The organism is Ralstonia mannitolilytica (assembly GCF_905397375.1).
GTDB lineage: Bacteria > Pseudomonadota > Gammaproteobacteria > Burkholderiales > Burkholderiaceae > Ralstonia > Ralstonia mannitolilytica.
In genome coordinates, this window is the sequence record NZ_CAJPVG010000001.1 from 1,012,750 (window position 1) to 1,029,906 (window position 17,157).

Below are 17,157 nucleotides of genomic sequence, written 5' to 3' on the forward strand. Positions count from 1 at the left end.
CTAGCGCGCTTTCAGCCGCCACAACGACGTGACCTCGGCAACGCGCGCCTGATGAAGCGGGTCTGCCGGGTCGGAAGCCTTGGGGTGCCTGGGTTTGATGTCGTCGCGGCCGATGACCTGCAGGCCGGCCGCGTCGATCATCGCGAACAGGGCATCGCGCGTGCGCAGGCCGAGGTGTTCGGCAAAGTCCGAGAGGATCAGCCAGCCTTCGCCATCGGGCTCCAGATGCGCGGTGAGCCCTTCCAGGAAACCGCGCAGCATGCGGTTGTCCGGGTCATATACGGCGCGCTCGACCGGAGAGCTCGGCCGCGCCGGCAGCCACGGCGGGTTGCAGACGATGAGCGGCGCCCGGCCTTCGGGAAAAAGGTCCGCTTCCACCACCTCTACCTGGCCCTGCAGGCCGAGGCGCGCCACATTCTCGCGCGCGCAGGCCAGGGCTCGCGCGTCCTGATCGGTACCGACCACGCGCTTCACGCCGCGCTTGGCCAGCACCGCTGCCAGCACACCCGTGCCTGTGCCAATGTCGAATGCAAGTGCCCTTGACGGAAGCGGCGCCCGCGCTACCAGGTCGATGTATTCGCCGCGCACCGGCGAGAACACGCCGTAATGCGGGTGAATGCGTTCACCGCCCAGCGCGGGAATCTCGACACCCTTCTTGCGCCATTCATGCGCGCCGATCAGCCCCAGCAGCTCGCGCAGCGAGACGACTGAAGCCCCGTTGCTCGTGCCGTACGCCTCGGTGCAGGCCTCGCGCACGTCGGGGGCACGCCGCAGCGGGACCGCGTAGTCCGCCTCCAGCGGGATCAGCAGCATGCCCAGCGTGCGCGCTCGTTGCGACTGCGCTTGCCGGTGCAGGTTGAAAGCGTCGACGGGCGAGGTGGCCTGCTTGCGCGGCTTGCGTTCGGTGCGGCGCGCCATCGCCTGCAGCAGCTGGCGCGCGTTGTGGAAGTCGCCTCGCCAGAGCAGCGCCGTGCCTTCGCAGGCCAGGCGGTAGGCCGCATCGGCGGTGGTGCGGTCATCGGCAATGACGACGCGCCTGGGCGGCGGGTTGCCGGCTTCGGAGCGCCACAGGGTGGTATGGACGGCGCCGGTTTCAGCGTCGGTCCAGGAAAGGGTGGGGAGGTCGGTCACGGGAATTGCCAGGTACGGTGCGCAGGCGCGCGCGGGGGAGTCGGCATCGCGCCGGATTGGGCGACACGATACCGCTCATGGTGCAAACGCACAATGCGCACGGCAGTCGCCTGCAGATGCGGCATGACGGCCTGGCCCGAGACGGTTTGATCGACATCAGACCGGCTGGCCGCTTCACGCCTACATCGATCGGGCGAACCATTTCCTATACTGCCCATTCTGTCTTCTACCCCGAACAGTGAAACCGTGAACGCTGCGCCAGCCGATATCCTGCGGGCCGTCGTCAACGGCAAATATGGGCAAGCCGATGCTGATCTGGTCGGCGACGATGCCGAGTCGGTTCGCATGGCCTACTACCGCTATTGGTCGGATTGTGGAAAACCCCATTCCGAATTCCACCGCTGCCTTGCGCGTGCAATTTTTGCCAATGATGGGATCCAGCTGTGGTTCGTTCGACCGGCGCTGGCCGCGATGCTGGGTGCATTGGACCGACCCGTCGAAGTGAACGATGCGCCCACTTCCCGGCCTGCCCGCACGCCCCCGCCCGCGATTGAGGTCCCACGCCTTCTTTCCTGGAACGGGGCGTCAGCGGCGCCTGAGTGGGCCGGGTTCGGGCGGTATGGAGGTTGCTCCCCGAATCGTCGCGATGGTCTCGCAATGACTATGGAAACCACATCCCAGCTAGACGGCTATCTCGTCACCTGCGATTCCGAACTGTTGGAATCGCCTTATTTCCGTGTCTCCTGGAGTGCCATTCCGGAAGGGAAGTTTGCGCCGGGCAGGCCCCTGGGCGAGTCGTACATCTGTCGCGCGAAAACCGACGAGGAGGCGCTGGCGACGGTGCGGCAGCGCGCGCGCCTGATGATCCGCAAGGTGCACGCGGAAATGACCGAGGAGTAACCGTTCGACGCCTGCGGGAGGCCTTGGCGGAAAGGGACCGCGGAGGCGCGCTGTTCCCTTGGGCGCGGACCGTGGGCGCGGCGTCCCTTCCGGTGACGCCAGGCCGCTGCTGGAGACAGGAGCGAACAATGGCCACGTCCTCTGACAAAGCCCTCGAGGCGCTGTGCAGGCAGATCGAACAGCATTACAAGAGCGGCGCGCATATCGTCACGGGCGCCGACGCTGAAGCCATCCGGAGCGGTTATTACCGATACTGGGTCGGATGCGGCAAGCCGGAGACGAAGCTGCATTCGAGAATCGCGAGGTCCGTGTATGCGCAGGACGGCGTTCATCTGGCACTGCTGCGTCCCGCGCTAGCGGAGCTGAGGGGGATAGCGCAGCACGTTCGGTGAGCGGTGTGGTGCCTATTCTGCGAACGGCAGTTTGCTTGCTGCCGTCCTGCTGGGATAGGGGCACCACGAGCGGCGGGCCGGCGAGGGGCGGGCCACCGCGTTCCGCCTGCGTCCGGCGCCGCCCCGCAACACCACTGCGGCTCGCCGGCTGGCGCCCTACGCCGGAGGGTCAGCAGGGCCGATCGCGGCATTCGCCAACGCAAAGCTCACGGCTTGGTCGGTGGTGGCGACGCCCAAACGATGGCGCGCCTTTCGCAGATGGTTCTCTACGGTTCGTTCGGACAGCCCCAAAGCAGCCGCAATTTCGGCTTGACGCCGACCCGCGGCAATCCACTGGAGGATTTCACGCTCGCGACGTGAAAGGCCCGCAGAAAGGAGCGGAGTCGGGTGGCCGTCTATGCGTTTTCGAGCAGCGCGGAAAGCGGCCGCGCCGACCTGGCTCAGAAGGATGCGCGCTTCGGGGCTGCTATCAATGTGCTTGCCGCCAAGGCTCACCGCACCTTCAAGGCCGGTTGGGCCGAAGACTGGTATCTGGAGGCCGTGGACACCGTCGCCGCGCGGGTGCCTGACGACGCTATAGCGTTCTTCACGAGCGTTCTCGTGCTTCGTCCAGAAGAAGGGCTCGTTTAGATCGAGAAAATGCCGGGTCACTGGGCAGACTTGCATATACCGGGTTGCGGTGACTTCCGTCCCGTCGCCGACCCAGTCTTGTCCGGGTTGCCGGATAGCGTTGCAACATCGAACTCGAACCCTGCCTGGTCGAGGTGATACATCGGCAAGAGCGTTTCAACCGGATGGTTGCCCGTAGAGAAAAAGGTGCCGTTTGCGGTCAGCAGGTAGCGCTCGTCGGCCGCGATCAGTAGCACTTTCCGACGGCCTCCTCGATACGCTTCCGGATACACCGCATCCGAGAGGTTCGATTTTGGCGACGTGAATTGCGAGAGCCAATAGGGTGACGGAAAGAAATGCGTGGCGTTCCGCGGGATCAGGTGTGGGCTGCTTGCTGTCTGGCTGAAGAGTCATGATGAGCTTCCTTCTCAGGTAGAGCGGTCCTGCAGCTTAGATTTCTCGTGTCGTTACCCCAAATGAGGGGCATCCCCCAACAAAGGCAGTGGGCGTATTTCCCGTCCAGAACTGAAATCATGTCCCGCTGGCTGAAAAGACGGCGAGGTCTTTGGCGCATCCTCCGGCAGGATGGACGGCGAGAAGGAAAGGATTGCGATATCCGCTCGTGACTTTTGGGGGCAACTCATCTTGGATGACCAAAGTTGCCCCGCGATTGGCCGGCTGCCAATGAACGGCAGCGGAAGAGAACAGACAACAATCGCCCGCAAAGCCTTGTAATACCGCGATTATTGAGTTTTGTGCCGTTGTTCAAATCGTGGCCAATGAATAAAGCATAAGCTGGCCACAACGCAGGGACACTTATTCCGGCCGGTAGATGGGTGTGCAAAGCATAACCTGTCCTATCGGCACGGAATAAGGCATAACCTGTCCAAAATAAAATCTCTTCGCGCAACAACCCAGTATTTTTCTTGTCTCGGTCGCTGTACCTAGCGCTAGCATGGGATGGTGTTCAAGAGGAAGCGCCGCTGACCAATGGCGGCGCATTGAGACCATGTCAGAAGAGCCTCGGAAGTCCGGCAAGAATCCTCTGGCGAGTGAACTCCAGACATTGGGGCAGCTCGTACGCAGTCGGCGCGTGGGCAGCGAGTTGTCCGTCGAGGACACGGCGGACTATTGCGGTATTGCAGTCGAGACGCTCTCCTGCCTCGAGAACGGGGAGCCGTCCAGAACAGACCAACTTTTCAAGGTATTGGAAGCACTGGGTTTGGCCATGATGGTTTTGCCGAGGTCAGATGCGGATATAGCGCTCCGTGCACTTGGGCATGCAGTGAACTGGCAGGCAACCTCGCTGACGGCGGAAGACACGCTCAAAGTCACCCCACAGCCTGAGCTTGAGCAGCGCTCAGCCACCCCAACCCTGTTCGTCGACTACGACGGTACGCTCCACGCTGGTCACGCGTTGGTCGATACGACAACCGGCGAAGTGACGTTGGATTCAGGCAGACCATTGCTTGAGTACGCGCCGCTGCTGGCCGAAATGCTCGAGCCATACCCCGAGGTGGAAATCGTCCTCACAACCTCCTGGCTGCAGAAGCTGCCTTTGGACAAGGTCGTTTCGTATCTACCGCAAGAGCTAGGTCGACGGGTTGTGGGCACGACCCTCGGCATTAAGCCGCGACTGAGTTACGTCCTGGTCGGCTCCGAACGAACCCATATCATCACCAGCTACGTGTACGGCAAGGGCCTGCAAAACTGGATGGCGATTGACGATTCGGTGTATGGGGCTCTCCATTTTGGCCGTACACCAGGGGAATTTGTCGACCGATTTGTTCTTCTCGATTCGTCTCGTGGCATCAGCGACGAGGAAGCTCAGCGACGTATTCGGGGTTGGCTTTCCAGCATCCACGGAGACAACAGGAGGGGGGAGTAATGTCGAACCGGGCGATTCCTGCCGATTTTCCGCGCAATACGCCACCGGCCTCTGTGCCAGGCGCACAACCGAAACTCTTGGTCCGGCTGGTCAACGGCCGGTACGTCTCGGGGCTCGCCGACGAAGAATGGGTTGAGCGATATGAGTGCTGTGAGGACTTGGCGCAGCAGTGCGCCCCCTACTGCATGCGCAAGGTTGCCGAGAATCCAGCATTGACTCAAGAGCGCTGCCTGGCAAACGTGCGTAAGGGGTTCGCGCTGAAAGTGCAGAGTGGCGAGTGGGACTTCTCAGAGGCGGAACAGGATTGGGTCATGAAACGAGCGCGGCAGCTTCTTGGCTGGTAGGTACAAATGCCGCAGCGCCTGCAGGACATTCTCGGGAAACTCTACAGGCCGCCGGCCGACGGGGCCCGTCAGGTGTTCGCGCTGTCGAGGTCGGGCGCGGAGAGGTTAAGCGCGCGAGAAATCGAACTTCATCTTGGCCGCGGCCCAACAAAGTCAAACTAAACCTTGCTGCCGTCTCAGAACACTTGATGTCAGCCATATTCCGTACGAACATTTTCGATTGAGGTCCGGGCTCGGCCTGCATAGCAACCAGCAGACCTCCGGCACGTATACAGCCGGTGCCCGACGAGCCTCAGGCGCCGCCCCCCCTTCGCAGCGGACTCGACTCGTCGATGCACTCTATCGCCGTCCTGCAAGGCTCCGATACGTAGACCACTCGGGGTCGTGCTCCAGCGAAATGGCGATTGGCAAACGCGGCTTACCTTGTAGCGCCTCGTTGAGTACACGCATGAATTCGTCGTGTGAGCGAGCTTGGTAATACCACTCGACCCTGCCATCCCCCGTCACCACTGCGGCAAGCACACCTGTTCGGTTGCGCTCTTCCGCAGCCTGCAGCCCATCTTCAAACGCGTAGTGCAGTTCAGCTCGCGCTTGGTAGGCATGCCCGCGTGGTCAGCGTTAGGCCAAGAAATCACAACGAGTGCCCCAAACGACCGCCTTTGGACCCAACTGGGCATCTCGCTGCGATGGCGGATAATCCGCCGTACATTTCCCGCCGAGTCTTTGGCAGCCAATACATCCCAAACCTTCTCGTCCTGGGCAGCGAACGAGAATGAGCTAGCCACAACAGCAAGAGTGGCGCAGAGCCATTTTAAGAAGCCCATTTGAATTGATGGGTTAGTTGTTTGGGTTCAGTCTCGCCAGATAGAGCCGGACGTGTTGCGGACGCGAGCATATCTCGTGAACCAGCTCTGGCCAACCACGGGTATCTCGCTCGCCAACTGCCTCACTGCAAGCTACGCGCACGACGAACTATGCCGGCGACTATCGCAGGTATGCACAGCGCCGCCAGCCACAAGGGGAAACGCGTGAACATGAAGACCAACGCCCTGTAGGAACGGAGTGCGGCATACCATTCCTGCCCCTCCTTAGGTACATAGGACAAGCTGAACATCAGCAGATGGATGGTGACACCGACAAACCATGCGGCAACAGCAAAGAGTGTTCAAAATATACTGCCACCCCAAAGAAGGTGCGCCGGAGTTCGAAGGGGGGCTGCTAGAGTGTGCAGACATTTCTATCCAAGGCACGCCGTCGGCAATGAAGGCGATAGGAGAGTTCTTAATCTCCTGCGCTGAGAAGTTTGCAACGCTCAATGGAAATGAGATTGCCCATTTTCATCTCAGTGATGAATGGCGAAGCTGGAGCGAGTCCTTCACGGATATCGTCAGCGCTTCCTTACCGGTCATTGGCGACGACAAGTGACTGCTCCTGGCCGGGAGCGGTCGGCCGGGACACCATCTGTCGGCGGCTGCTACCGACCTCTTGCAGACAGTCATATCATGATGCGGCGGTCACTTAAAGCCGATGACTACATGGAGAGAAAATGCCGGAAACACAGGGGGCGCTGAGATTGCTCAGGTCCAAAGTTATCGAGGATATGGAGCGATACTTGGCCGAATATCGCTTGCCGCCCGCGGGGAGCACGGCTGGTAATCCCTGGAGCGTCAGCAAGGTAGAGCGGGAGCTCAGCAAGATGCGTGACCTCCTGGTCGAACCGTACCCGACCAAATACGAATGCGACGACACCCTCATTCCGGTACACCAGCGCCTGTCGAAAGGTAGGCGAAGAGCCTACGTCGTCGCCGAGGACGGGAGCTACCGGCTTGCGTTCGACGCAGATGCCGGCGACTTCGTTCTTATTTCTCTGGCGAGTAATGGCTCCTGGTATTCATGGGGTATCCGCGGAGACGCCTCTGGGTCGTTCCTAGCTCGGTAGTCAGCCGGGGCCCGTTATTGTCTGTTGAGCTGATTGCGTCGCTGTCCGTTTCTGGCCGTGAGCGGACGCCCTGGCATTTACTTCACTTCTGGTCAGCACAAGTCCCAAGCGAATAACACCTGCCGGCAGTGCCTACAGACGAATTTGTACAGAGCGAAGTCACCACCTGGTTGGTAACCCTCCGCAACCCGTCTCCACGCCACCTCGTCCTGTTTGTACTCTAGCAGCCAAGCTTGCTTGGTTGTGTCGGATGCCGACTCGACGTCCTGGATGCTGGCATCGCCATGGAACTCACAAGCGTCATCACAATGAGAAAGCCACCACTCCTGTTGCCAAGATATATAGCCCGGCGTCCGAAGATTCACCTCATCTATAACTTCAGCTGGCACACCCGCTCGGGCCAAAGGGTAAGAGTCAGCGAAAGATGCGTCCAGCTTGCTGGCTGCAGAGCCATCGGCAATGCACCACGGGCACAACGCCTCATTCAAATCGTTGACTGAATAGACTGGTCCCACATAGATGTAACCTCGCGCCTGATTGCAGCAAGCGCATATCTTTTCGCTGGTAGCGACAGCGCCGGTAGCAAGGGGAGCCGGATGGTAGCGAAAGTATGGGAGCGGTTCTGTTCTGTTCATGGTTCTGTACCGGCGTCGCTACGTTGGACTTCGTAGCCTGGACCGTAGATGTCGAATCCGATTTCGATTTGCCGGACCGCCAGGGCATGCAGAGAGGCAGATGACAGCGACAAGCCCTCGTTGCCATTTTTCATGAATAGACCACAGAACAGGTCGACCTTGTAGCGCTGGCCAATAGTCCGCCAGACCTCTAGGTCATCGGAAAGCTGTCCGAGAATTTCCGAAATCTGGCCGTCAATGTCTTCTGGCTCCCGTGACGTTGCCCGGAGCCTCCACATACCAAACTCGGCAATACGTGTCTGGCCAGTATTGTGACCGACGACTGCGTCGCCTTTGCGCTGGGCAGTTGTGGGCTTGCCGCCAAACAGACGGCTGATTTCTTCAGGGTCAAGGTCGTCCCCGGTGACGCGTAGGGTTGCTTTAGAGCTGGTCAAATGTGCCATCGTGAATGTGTTGGCAATCTGCGTCCGATTGGAAACCGTCTGACAACTGTCTTGACAACCCATAATAAGGGCTAGTCGCTCCTATTGCAGGAACGACTGCTTCCGGCCGGAAGCGGCCAGCGCTGAACTCACTGATAGCGACCTCTCCTCTTCCATGGGGCGCACACGCATGCCGGCCAGTGTTGGCAGGGGCCTATCGTTCGTAAAGCTACATCTCGGACCGTCGGTCGAATCGGTCTCACGGCGCTTGGCACCACTAGCAGTCATACACATGGGGCAAAAGCACGAGCGGTTTCGCAATGGCACGGCTGACCGTGGCGGCCAATTCATCTAGGTCGCCCGCGCCGTTCGCACTACAAATCGTCAGTGTCTTGGTCTCCTGGCCAGCATAGTCGCAGCGACATAGCACGCGCAGGGATGACCCACCCGGACCCTTTGCCGGTAGTACACGTTCGACCTGAAGCTGAACGACAGCCTCCATAGGGACAAAGTAAAGCTCCCGGCCATAGAAGATGAATGCGGTTCGGTCAGAAGAACATCCTATCCACCCACGGCAGTGGTCGAAGGCTGCATCAGGCGGTCGAGTGAACTCTAACTCGTACTGCAGGCCAGACCGAGGGAAAGAAGGTGCCGCCCCCAACCATTCCTCGCGAATTCTGGCCACCGGCTCGAAAGCCATGATTTGAGCTATTTCTGTTTCGCTGACCCATGGACGAAATCCCGTCGTGATGCCAATCCAGCATCCCGCCTTGAGCCTGGACTCCTTCTCGTAAGCGGGATTGAGCGCTAGCCCTTGTTGCATCTCGGGCGGCCACACATGCAACTCGACGGACGCCAGACTGGCGACCCACCGGTGTCCAAGAGAGTTGGAGCTTCTCAGTACCGTTCCGTCCCCAAGGAAAGGCTGCAACTGGTCAACAGTGCATCGAAGATTCTCGGCAGCGTTGTCGCTGACGTACGAGACGGCCGAAAATTCGGTAGCCGGCTCGTTGGGGGAAAACTGCGGGGAGACCTGAGCTGACAGCGGCCAAAGCAAGTGATTCACGAACGGGCGCGGAGTCTCAATCTCAATCGCATCCCAGTCATAGACAGCGTGCGGCCGGACGCCGTACCGCTTAGCAAGGTGCGCACGGGTAAGGAGCCATGGCAGGCCAATCTCGCTGAGATAAACCTGAATCGGGTTAGGACCTGTCATTTGGTTTGGCATTAGTTACTTGGATAAATTGGATAGCGAATGTCGGTAGCCACCCTAGCGGCGGATTCTCTTCGATGCGGAGCATCCGTGGAGGTGTCCCGTCATCACGCGAACGATTGAAGGGTTATCGATGGCAGTGGAGGTAACGGGAGCCCCTTTCATCGGGGAAGTCGTCGCATCCACGTATTTCAGTGGACCGCCTTCAGCGTTGTTCGACGACATGGCCCAATGCTGGACCGGCTGGCAAGGCGAGAAACGCTGGGAGGAGATTGACGGCGTGTTGTCGTTGGCCGCAACGGCGACATCTGTGGGACATGTGACGTTGCTCGTGAGGATGAGCACCAACGGTGGCGATTACACAGCTACGGCTGTGTTGAGGCTCGAAGCGGGCAGCCTGGAGCGGATTGCTGAAGACGTCCGCACTGTGTTCTCGCCCTGACCGCACAGAAGTGACACCAATGGGTCCGGGAGCGCGCCGGCTCTCATTTCTTATTGATGTTGGCGCTCAAGTGCCGAAAACTCGGTTGTGCCAATACATATGAGGCGCGCGAAACCATGAGGTGTTTCGTTCGCTTTCAAACTGGGCCAATTGCTCCATTGGAATTTGGTAGCGCCAGAAGAGCGCAAGCAGGTCGCGTAGAGCGGTCTCGGATATGTGTCTGGAGCGCATGACAAGCGTGTCCTGCTCCCACCGCAGGAAGCCTGCGATTTCGCAGGCCCACAGGAATAGATGTTTCTCGTCGAGTTGGGAGCCAAAGATGATGTTGGAGCAATCGAGTCGTACCATACTATCGCGCCGGTCAATATTCCTGACATTCCGTTTGTTTCAATAGGTTCATCACCCTACGGCTGTTCTGCCACTCGAAGTACATGCCGCCAGCACAGGATGCCACTGCAAACGCCCCGAACGCCAGGGCGGCCGTCGGTATCTGGACCACATCGTGCTCAACGAAAAGCAGCCATAGGAGCGCGGCGGTAGCCAAACATAGTAGACACAGGTAAATCAGACCGGCGACGGGCGATATGGACATAACGACCTTGTTCCGTTCATCGAACCGCCATGCTTGCAAGGTCTGCCAATTTCCCGGCTCGCTTAAGACTGCGGTTATATGCATCCCCGGTCGCACATCATGGTGTCCGGGCATATTGAACCATCGTTGCCGGATATTGCCGGCGACAAAATCGAACTCGGTGAACACGCCTTGTCGAGATGACTCGTGGCGCAGGGACGAAACCTCGTCCAGCGTCATCGATACAACCTGGTAGGCGTGGTGCATGGTCGGATTCAGCGGCACTTGCTGAGCAGTTCTTGGCTCAGAACGTTGTCAACCGAGACGACTTGCAACTGCCCGGTGAACGCGCGCAGGCTGCTGAAGAACTTGGTGATGTCACGGGTGGGCTTGTCGTACATGGGCACGCGAACCGGCATTGCGTAACCCTCCTCAGAAAAGGGGCCAAACAAGTCTGCCAGGTCGGATGGCGCTATCACGCAGGTATCTTTCGTTCGTGGGCGAAACAGAGGCTTGGGGGCAAGCTCATCCCTGACCACAATGATGGCATCCGTCGGGGGCATAAGTGTCGGTATCCCGTCTCCCCACACTACCACCGACTGCAACTCACCGCCGATGTTGGCAAACATAATTGTGGGCACGAACATCGACTCTCCCAGCTTCTGCTGGACCGCAGACTTTGTTTGATTCCATCGCCAAGCGACCTCGAGCTTCGCTTCTGGATAGGACAGAAACGGCCCCTTGTTCTGCGCAGTGATGGCCTCATAAGCGAATGCGTTTCCAGCATTCCAACCCGAGAGAAACCCTTCCGCAGTGTATGGGCCTTGGCCCATGCCGTGCATTTGAGGGTCCTCGACACCGGGTTGGAAATGCTCCACGAACGCGCGGACCTCAGGCTCGGCTTCCAGGCCGAAGATGTGCGGGCGGAAGTAGTTGACGTTCAGTGACGCACCCAGAAGCTGGTTCGGGTCGTCTTCGCTGGCCCGAAACTCGAATAGGAAGTACACCCCTGTGTCTCGGCTCTGGTAGACCGCCGACCCGTCGAGCTGGTAGTGCGGACGACGGCCAAAATATTCCTCAACTGTGCTTCGCTGAGTTGGTTGCCGGAACGTGAAAAACAGGTCGTAGCTCATCTATTTTGTATCCCAGATGTTCTTCATGTGCTGGTATGGCGCTTTGGGCGAGAGCGGCCTCAAAGAGAGGCGAGGCTGCCCCACCCGGGGGGGCTTCCGCCGCACGCACGAGCATGACGCAACCTATCCAAATAGAGTAGGTGGAAATAATGTTCGGAAGTAATTCTCGCCCGCCGCGAACTGCCGCTTTCTTATCCTAAATGTTGATTCTCGCAGGCTCTTTGGTATCGCGACAAGAGAACATAATCGGGCTGGGCCTTACTGAGTCCACAGATATAATGAATCGGCGCAACCCTGACGGAGCAATGCGAGCCCGCTCGTTGCGAAGGAATCACGGCAGTACGACAACTAATATCGCGGCTCAGCCAAGGTGACGCCCCGCATTGTGAGGCGCTCGACCGAGCCAGGCGAGAATCAAGAAGGGGCGGGTCATGACGCAGGGACAGGCAGATGAGGCCGAGAATTTGACGACTTCCGACGCGGCGCTACCGAGCGTCCAGGTTATTGCGGACCTCACGATAGGGTACGCAGCGGTTCAGAACAACGTCCCGGTCATCCGCGAAATTTTGGTGACCAATGATGGGGAGACAACGCTCACGGACGTTGAGCTAACCGTCAAATGTGTGCCCGCCTTTGCGGAGAGTGCCCGATTTCGGTTCGAGGCACTGGCTGCCGGCGAAAGCCGCCGCTTGGCGCCCGTTGACTTGCGCCCAGACCATCAGTATTTCAGTCGCCTGGATGAGTCCGAACGTGCAAGCATTACCGCTTCATTGCGCGTTCAGGGCAATGAGCTTGCGGCGGCGACGCACAGCATTGATGTGCTCGCCTACGACCAGTGGGCCGGTACGCGGTCCTTGCCCGAGCTATTGGCTGCGTTCTGCATGCCGAACTCGAGGGTCGTGGACAAGCTCATCGCCCGGGCATCCGGATTATTGCGCCAAACGTCTGTCGACCTGTCGATGGACGGCTACCAATCCAAGAATCGTGAAAAAGTCTGGAAGCAGGTATCGGCCATCTACAGCACCGTGGTTGCCGAGGACATTCAATACTCGAATCCGCCGGCCTCATTCGGGAACGACGGTCAGAAAATCCGAACTCCCGAACGTATCCTAGACAGCAAGCTGGCGACCTGTCTCGACCTTGCGATGCTTTTTGCGTCTTGCCTGGAGCAAGCCGGCCTGCATCCTGTCGTGCTGTTCAAGGAGGGCCACGCCTGGGTAGGCGTGTGGCTGATAGAAACGGATTTCCCCACTGCATTGGTGGATGACGTCCAGGCGATTCGCAAGCGAGTGAAGTCGGGCGAATTCATGGTCTTTGAGACCACCGGCGTGGCTGGCGGCCAGAAGCCGTCACTGCGCTGGGCATGCTCTCGTGGTGAGGAGCAACTGAACGACGAGGAGCAATTCGCGTATGCGGTGGACATTCGACGCGCACGCGAAGTCCAAATTCGCCCGCTGCCCTCTCGCTCGTCGCACATCGACGAATCTGCCACCCAGATTGCCGAAGTCGACGTCCCCATCATTGAGGATGTCCCTCAGTTGCCGCCATTGGACCCGGTTGTGGTGCCATTGCGTGACGATGTCGCGCCGGACACACCGGAAGGACGTTTGGCAAAATGGAAGAGCAAGCTGCTCGACCTGACGTTGCGAAACAAGCTTCTGAATTTCAAACCGTCCAAAACTACGCTGCGCGTCATCTGCCCTGACCCCGGCGCGCTGGAAGACAGGCTTGCTGAGGGAAGCGAGTTTCGCGTTCGCGCATTGCCGAAAATGATGACTGGCGCGGATGGGCGGGATGCCAACGTGTACGCCGGCCGCAATGGCACCTCAGCCATCGACGACTTGGCCGCCGATGCTCTCAGCCGGAACGAAATCGTTACTGACATCAGCGAAGATGCCTTGGAGGGCAAGCTTCTCGAAATATTCCGGGCCGCCAGCACGGGGATGGAGGAAGGCGGAGCAAATACGCTGTTTCTCGCGTTCGGGATGTTGCAATGGCAGGAGAGCAAAGATGCCGAGTCCAGCCACCTTGCCCCGATTTTGCTCATCCCGGTCACGCTGTCTCGTCAGTCCGTCAGGAGTGGCTTCCGGCTAGTGCGTCACGACGACGATGCCCTCGTGAACCCGACGCTGCTCCAGAAGTTGCTGCAGGACTTCAGCCTGAAATTGCCGTCGTTTGACACCTTGCCGACCGACGACCGGGGTATCGATGTTAATCGCATACTGCAAACCTTCCGGCTGCATGTGGGCGAACTGAAGGGATGGGAGGTCAAGGAGCAAGTCCACCTGGGTATTTTTTCGTTTACAAAATACCTGATGTGGAAGGACCTGCAGGACCGCCAGAAGCAACTCCAGGAAAGCAGTGTTGTTGCCCATCTGATTAACAACCCTGGACAAGCATTCGCGGACAGCGCGACGGGTTTCGAGCCAAACACTCTGGATGAGAAATTCCGACCACAAGACTTGTTCACACCGCTTCTGTCGGACTCCTCGCAGTTGCGCGCGGTTTGCGTCGCCGCCGAGGGCAAGAATCTGGTTATCGAAGGTCCGCCTGGGACGGGCAAAAGTCAGACCATCTCGAACTTGATTGCCCATCTTCTGGCGACGGGGAAGACCGTGCTGTTTGTCTCCGAAAAGATGGCCGCCCTCGAGGTGGTGCACCGCCGGCTTAGCAGCTTGGGGCTTGCTCCGTTCTGCTTGGAACTGCACTCCTCCAAGGCGAAGAAGGCGGACGTCCTGAAGCAGCTTGGTATCGCGCTCGACGCCGCAGGCGCACGCACGGTAAAGGACTGGGAGCGAGAGTCCGAACGGCTGCTCGCGCTGCGCACCGACCTGAATGGCGTGGCGAATGCCCTGCATCGCATCCATTCGAACGACCTGACCATTTACGACGCCATCGGGACCACGTTGCAGTATGCAGAAATGCGGCCGAGCCCAATGCCGTGGGCAGACGCGGACGTACACGACCGGGCTCAGCTTGAGGCATTACGGGAAACCTGCCGCCAGATGGGGGCGTTGGCGGGACAACTGACTGGTTTGCAGAATCACCCGCTGGCCGCAATCCATAAAACGGAGTGGACGCCGAGCTGGCAACAAGAGTTCCTCGATGCAGTCTCGATGCTTGAGGCTCAAATCAAGAAGCTGGATGAGGCTACATCGAGCCTGCTGAATCTACTGGGCCTGCCCAAGATTGCCTTCTCCTTGGACCAACTGGGTAAGTTCGATGCGTTGGTCGACGTGCTTTCTGCTGCGCCAGCCGTTCCCGTTGATGTTGCCCGGTCTGCGCACGACGAATCCGTTCGCAACAGGCTTGCCAGCCTGCGCCAGCACGGTCTTGCGCGTAATCAGGCATGGGAGCCACTTAGCAAGTTCTACGTGGAGGATGTCGCGACACTAAATGCCTCTGAGCTGAAATTGCAGTGGGCAGCAGCGACCAATACCTGGTGGCCGAAGAGCTGGCTCGCCCAGCGGGCAGTCACTGGGCGATTGCGCCTGTATCGTCAGGACCAACGGCGTCCGCAAGGCACCGATGTTCCGGCCGTCATCGCGGCATTGGCCACTGTCAACGTCGAGGACAAGGTCATCGAGTCCATGTCTTCGGATGCATCGCAACTGCTGCATGAAACCTTCGCGGCATCCAAGACGGATTGGAATGTCGTCGAGAGTGCGGAGCGGTGGGCGACGTCGTTTGCTGATGTGGTGAGTGCTATCGCGGGCAGCGACATCGAACTCGCCCAAACGCTGCGCGCAAAGCTCCAGCCCTTCGTCTCGGACAATAGGGCCATGCTGAAGGCAGGCACGCCTCTTGGCGTGAGTTTGCTGGCGTACCGGATTGACATCGGCGTAGTGGACCCACGTGCCCCGGGACGCTACTTGCTGGGGGTCGAATGCGACGGCCGCACCTATCACTCGGGCGCTACAGCACGTGACCGCGACCGGCTTCGCCAACACGTTCTCGAAGGACTGGGCTGGCAGCTGCACCGCATCTGGTCTACTGACTGGTGGTTGAATCCGGCAGAGCCAATTCGAAAACTCCTGACTCGATTGGACGAGTTGGTCTCGACCACACCGACCGAAAGCGAGCCGGTCGTTGAGCCGATGGAGGAGGCAGAACCCACCGACGCACCTGTTTTGTACGCCAGAGCTGAATCTGAATCAGAGTCTGCAGATTCCCTAACGTCGCTACCTGCGTATGAACTGACCGATTTGAGCGCAAACAACCCCGACCGCTTCTATGAGGGAAGTTTGATGCCGCTCCTTGCCAGCCAGTTGCTCAAGGTAGTCGAGACGGAAGGGCCTGTGTCGCAAGCGGCCGCATTCAAGCGGGTGACGCGCTCCTGGGGGCTATCACGGGTTGGCAGCCGTATTGAGGCTCATCTGAACGCTCTTGTACCGAGTCACGTGACCCGCACAACGGACAACGGTACGGTCTTCTACTGGCCGGCGCATGCCAATCCGAATACCTGGGACGGCATCCGTGTACCCGGAAGCGACCCCGACACGCGTCGCAGTATCGACGAGATTTGTCTTGAAGAACTTGGCAATGCTGCGGTGTACGTCCTGCAGCAGCAAGGCGGCACATCGCAAGATGGATTAGTAAAGGCAGTTTGTAGACTGCTGGGGGTAGCTAGAACAACGACTGAGGCCGGGGCGCGAATTTCCAGGGCTCTGACTCACGGACGAGTTCAAGCGGTAGTGGCGGTAACTGATGGTTCAGTCCGTCTGCGGAATTGACCCAACGTCATAGCCTGTTGCTCGGATGCAGTAAAACGGAGGAAATTTTGAGATTCATCCATGCGGCAGACATACACCTCGACAGTCCTCTCGTCGGCCTGAGCTCGACGCCCCAGCAGACATCCTATGAGGGGCAACGCGCGCCGCTTTTGCCAATCTGGTCAGTGAGGCCATTGAACTGCAAGCCGACTTCATGATTATTGCAGGCGACTTATACGACGGGCCGTGGAAAGACCACAACACAGGCATCTACTTTTCAAAGGAAATGGGACGCCTGAAAAAAGCGAATATTCCGGTGTATCTCCTCTACGGCAATCACGACGCCGAAAGCGAGATGACCAAGCAACTGCAGCTACCGGACAACGTCTACGGATTCGTGACCAGGAAGTGTTCGACCTTCCGCATCGAGCATCTCAAGGTGGCGTTGCACGGTCGAAGTTTCAAAGACGCGGCGACGTATGAAAATCTGGTCACGACCTATCCGGCGCCCGAACCCGGCATGTTCAACATTGGGGTACTGCATACAGCGCTTGAAGGCAATACGGTGCACGCCCCCTAGGCGGCGTAGAAGATGTGGGTGACGTTGCTCAATGTGTGCAGCCTGGCACGCGTGTCTGCGGCATCGAGCAGGTCGACGGCAATGTGGCGGATGCGCCCGTTCGACTCGCCGCCGCGCCGCGACAGGCCCACGATGTGCCAGTCGCCGAGCGTGGCAAGGTGGTCGATCAGGTTGCGGCCGATCACGCCCTGTGCGCCCACGACGAGCGCGACTTTGTTCTGTGCAGTCATGGTGATATTGCGTATG

General features: G+C 59.2%; 15 protein-coding genes and 3 pseudogenes. 9 read left to right on the forward strand and 9 right to left on the reverse strand.

Features of this window, described 5'->3' with window-relative positions:
- Positions 1 to 1,131: a methyltransferase gene (locus tag KHN96_RS04515; protein WP_062738144.1), complete on the reverse strand. Its 1,131-nt coding sequence runs from the start codon at positions 1,129 to 1,131 to the stop codon at positions 1 to 3.
- 246 nt (positions 1,132 to 1,377) lie between these two features.
- On the opposite strand from KHN96_RS04515, the gene KHN96_RS04520 reads away from it, so the two are divergent.
- Positions 1,378 to 2,031, forward strand: a complete 654-nt coding sequence (locus KHN96_RS04520) for a hypothetical protein (RefSeq protein WP_147282554.1) — start codon at positions 1,378 to 1,380, stop codon at positions 2,029 to 2,031.
- A gap of 128 nt (positions 2,032 to 2,159) precedes the next feature.
- Entirely contained in the window at positions 2,160 to 2,423 is a 264-nt protein-coding gene (locus KHN96_RS04525) for a hypothetical protein (protein ID WP_045218519.1), read from the forward strand.
- Positions 2,424 to 2,579: 156 nt separating this feature from the next.
- Here the strand turns inward: KHN96_RS04525 and KHN96_RS04530 are convergent, their stop codons facing one another.
- Both KHN96_RS04530 and KHN96_RS22950 read right to left on the reverse strand, forming a co-directional pair.
- Entirely contained in the window at positions 2,580 to 3,149 is a 570-nt protein-coding gene (locus tag KHN96_RS04530) for a PA1136 family autoinducer-binding transcriptional regulator (protein WP_258559211.1), read from the reverse strand.
- Positions 3,131 to 3,446: pseudogene (locus KHN96_RS22950) on the reverse strand (type 1 glutamine amidotransferase family protein); the annotation flags it as partial. The pseudogene KHN96_RS22950 and the gene KHN96_RS04530, both read right to left, overlap by 19 nt.
- A 595-nt stretch (positions 3,447 to 4,041) precedes the next feature.
- On the opposite strand from KHN96_RS22950, the gene KHN96_RS04535 reads away from it, so the two are divergent.
- Both KHN96_RS04535 and KHN96_RS04540 read left to right on the forward strand, forming a co-directional pair.
- Positions 4,042 to 4,920, forward strand: a complete 879-nt coding sequence (locus tag KHN96_RS04535; RefSeq protein WP_244855837.1) for an HAD domain-containing protein — start codon at positions 4,042 to 4,044, stop codon at positions 4,918 to 4,920.
- Positions 4,920 to 5,264 (forward strand): hypothetical protein, encoded by a 345-nt coding sequence (locus tag KHN96_RS04540; RefSeq protein ID WP_115044564.1) that lies wholly within the window; start codon positions 4,920 to 4,922, stop codon positions 5,262 to 5,264. The genes KHN96_RS04535 and KHN96_RS04540 overlap by 1 nt, the downstream gene beginning before the upstream one ends.
- 339 nt (positions 5,265 to 5,603) lie before the next feature.
- Here the strand turns inward: KHN96_RS04540 and KHN96_RS22975 are convergent, their stop codons facing one another.
- Positions 5,604 to 5,843, reverse strand: coding sequence for a DUF695 domain-containing protein (locus KHN96_RS22975; RefSeq protein WP_115044562.1), 240 nt, complete (start codon positions 5,841 to 5,843; stop codon positions 5,604 to 5,606).
- 564 nt (positions 5,844 to 6,407) lie between these two features.
- On the opposite strand from KHN96_RS22975, the gene KHN96_RS04550 reads away from it, so the two are divergent.
- On the forward strand, positions 6,408 to 6,689 hold the full coding sequence (locus KHN96_RS04550; RefSeq protein ID WP_115044558.1) for an Imm32 family immunity protein: 282 nt from the start codon (positions 6,408 to 6,410) through the stop codon (positions 6,687 to 6,689).
- Between the two features lie 606 nt (positions 6,690 to 7,295).
- Here the strand turns inward: KHN96_RS04550 and KHN96_RS22980 are convergent.
- Both KHN96_RS22980 and KHN96_RS04560 read right to left on the reverse strand, forming a co-directional pair.
- A complete protein-coding gene (locus tag KHN96_RS22980) occupies positions 7,296 to 7,838 on the reverse strand; it encodes a CbrC family protein (protein WP_115044554.1) in 543 nt (180 codons plus the stop codon).
- A complete protein-coding gene (locus tag KHN96_RS04560) occupies positions 7,835 to 8,281 on the reverse strand; it encodes a DUF4279 domain-containing protein (protein WP_115044552.1) in 447 nt (148 codons plus the stop codon). The genes KHN96_RS22980 and KHN96_RS04560 overlap by 4 nt, the downstream gene beginning before the upstream one ends.
- Before the next feature lie 1,325 nt (positions 8,282 to 9,606).
- Between KHN96_RS04560 and KHN96_RS04565 the strand changes: the two genes are divergently transcribed.
- Positions 9,607 to 9,915: a DUF6228 family protein gene (locus tag KHN96_RS04565; protein ID WP_115044549.1), complete on the forward strand. Its 309-nt coding sequence runs from the start codon at positions 9,607 to 9,609 to the stop codon at positions 9,913 to 9,915.
- A 361-nt stretch (positions 9,916 to 10,276) separates the two neighbouring features.
- Here the strand turns inward: KHN96_RS04565 and KHN96_RS04570 are convergent, their stop codons facing one another.
- Positions 10,277 to 10,753, reverse strand: a complete 477-nt coding sequence (locus tag KHN96_RS04570; protein ID WP_115044545.1) for a hypothetical protein — start codon at positions 10,751 to 10,753, stop codon at positions 10,277 to 10,279.
- Positions 10,754 to 10,761: 8 nt separating this feature from the next.
- Positions 10,762 to 11,619, reverse strand: coding sequence for a hypothetical protein (locus KHN96_RS04575; protein ID WP_115044544.1), 858 nt, complete (start codon positions 11,617 to 11,619; stop codon positions 10,762 to 10,764).
- Positions 11,620 to 12,050: 431 nt separating this feature from the next.
- On the opposite strand from KHN96_RS04575, the pseudogene KHN96_RS04580 reads away from it, so the two are divergent.
- From KHN96_RS04580 to KHN96_RS04585, 3 genes and pseudogenes are all read left to right on the forward strand, one after another.
- A pseudogene (locus KHN96_RS04580) lies at positions 12,051 to 15,627 on the forward strand (DUF4011 domain-containing protein); the annotation flags it as partial.
- Positions 15,624 to 16,352 (forward strand): DUF3320 domain-containing protein, encoded by a 729-nt coding sequence (locus tag KHN96_RS22985; protein WP_425314430.1) that lies wholly within the window; start codon positions 15,624 to 15,626, stop codon positions 16,350 to 16,352. The pseudogene KHN96_RS04580 and the gene KHN96_RS22985, both read left to right, overlap by 4 nt.
- 47 nt (positions 16,353 to 16,399) lie before the next feature.
- Positions 16,400 to 16,905 (forward strand): annotated as a pseudogene (locus tag KHN96_RS04585) (metallophosphoesterase family protein); the annotation flags it as partial.
- A gap of 2 nt (positions 16,906 to 16,907) precedes the next feature.
- On the opposite strand, the gene KHN96_RS04590 reads toward KHN96_RS04585, so the two are convergent.
- On the reverse strand, positions 16,908 to 17,141 hold the full coding sequence (locus tag KHN96_RS04590; protein WP_115044540.1) for an NAD-dependent epimerase/dehydratase family protein: 234 nt from the start codon (positions 17,139 to 17,141) through the stop codon (positions 16,908 to 16,910).
- Between the last annotated feature and the right edge of the window lie 16 nt (positions 17,142 to 17,157).

Excerpts from the sequence above, each read along its gene's own strand:
- KHN96_RS04525 (WP_045218519.1), top strand. The coding sequence starts at position 2,160 with ATGGCCACGTCCTCTGACAAAGCCCTCGAGGCGCTGTGCAGGCAGATC.
- KHN96_RS04535 (WP_244855837.1), top strand. The coding sequence starts at position 4,042 with ATGTCAGAAGAGCCTCGGAAGTCCGGCAAGAATCCTCTGGCGAGTGAA.
- KHN96_RS04540 (WP_115044564.1), top strand. The coding sequence starts at position 4,920 with ATGTCGAACCGGGCGATTCCTGCCGATTTTCCGCGCAATACGCCACCG.
- KHN96_RS04550 (WP_115044558.1), top strand. The coding sequence starts at position 6,408 with ATGCGGCAACAGCAAAGAGTGTTCAAAATATACTGCCACCCCAAAGAA.
- KHN96_RS22980 (WP_115044554.1), bottom strand. The coding sequence starts at position 7,838 with ATGAACAGAACAGAACCGCTCCCATACTTTCGCTACCATCCGGCTCCC.
- KHN96_RS04560 (WP_115044552.1), bottom strand. The coding sequence starts at position 8,281 with ATGGCACATTTGACCAGCTCTAAAGCAACCCTACGCGTCACCGGGGAC.
- KHN96_RS04565 (WP_115044549.1), top strand. The coding sequence starts at position 9,607 with ATGGCAGTGGAGGTAACGGGAGCCCCTTTCATCGGGGAAGTCGTCGCA.
- KHN96_RS04570 (WP_115044545.1), bottom strand. The coding sequence starts at position 10,753 with ATGCACCACGCCTACCAGGTTGTATCGATGACGCTGGACGAGGTTTCG.
- KHN96_RS04575 (WP_115044544.1), bottom strand. The coding sequence starts at position 11,619 with ATGAGCTACGACCTGTTTTTCACGTTCCGGCAACCAACTCAGCGAAGC.
- KHN96_RS04590 (WP_115044540.1), bottom strand. The coding sequence starts at position 17,141 with ATGACTGCACAGAACAAAGTCGCGCTCGTCGTGGGCGCACAGGGCGTG.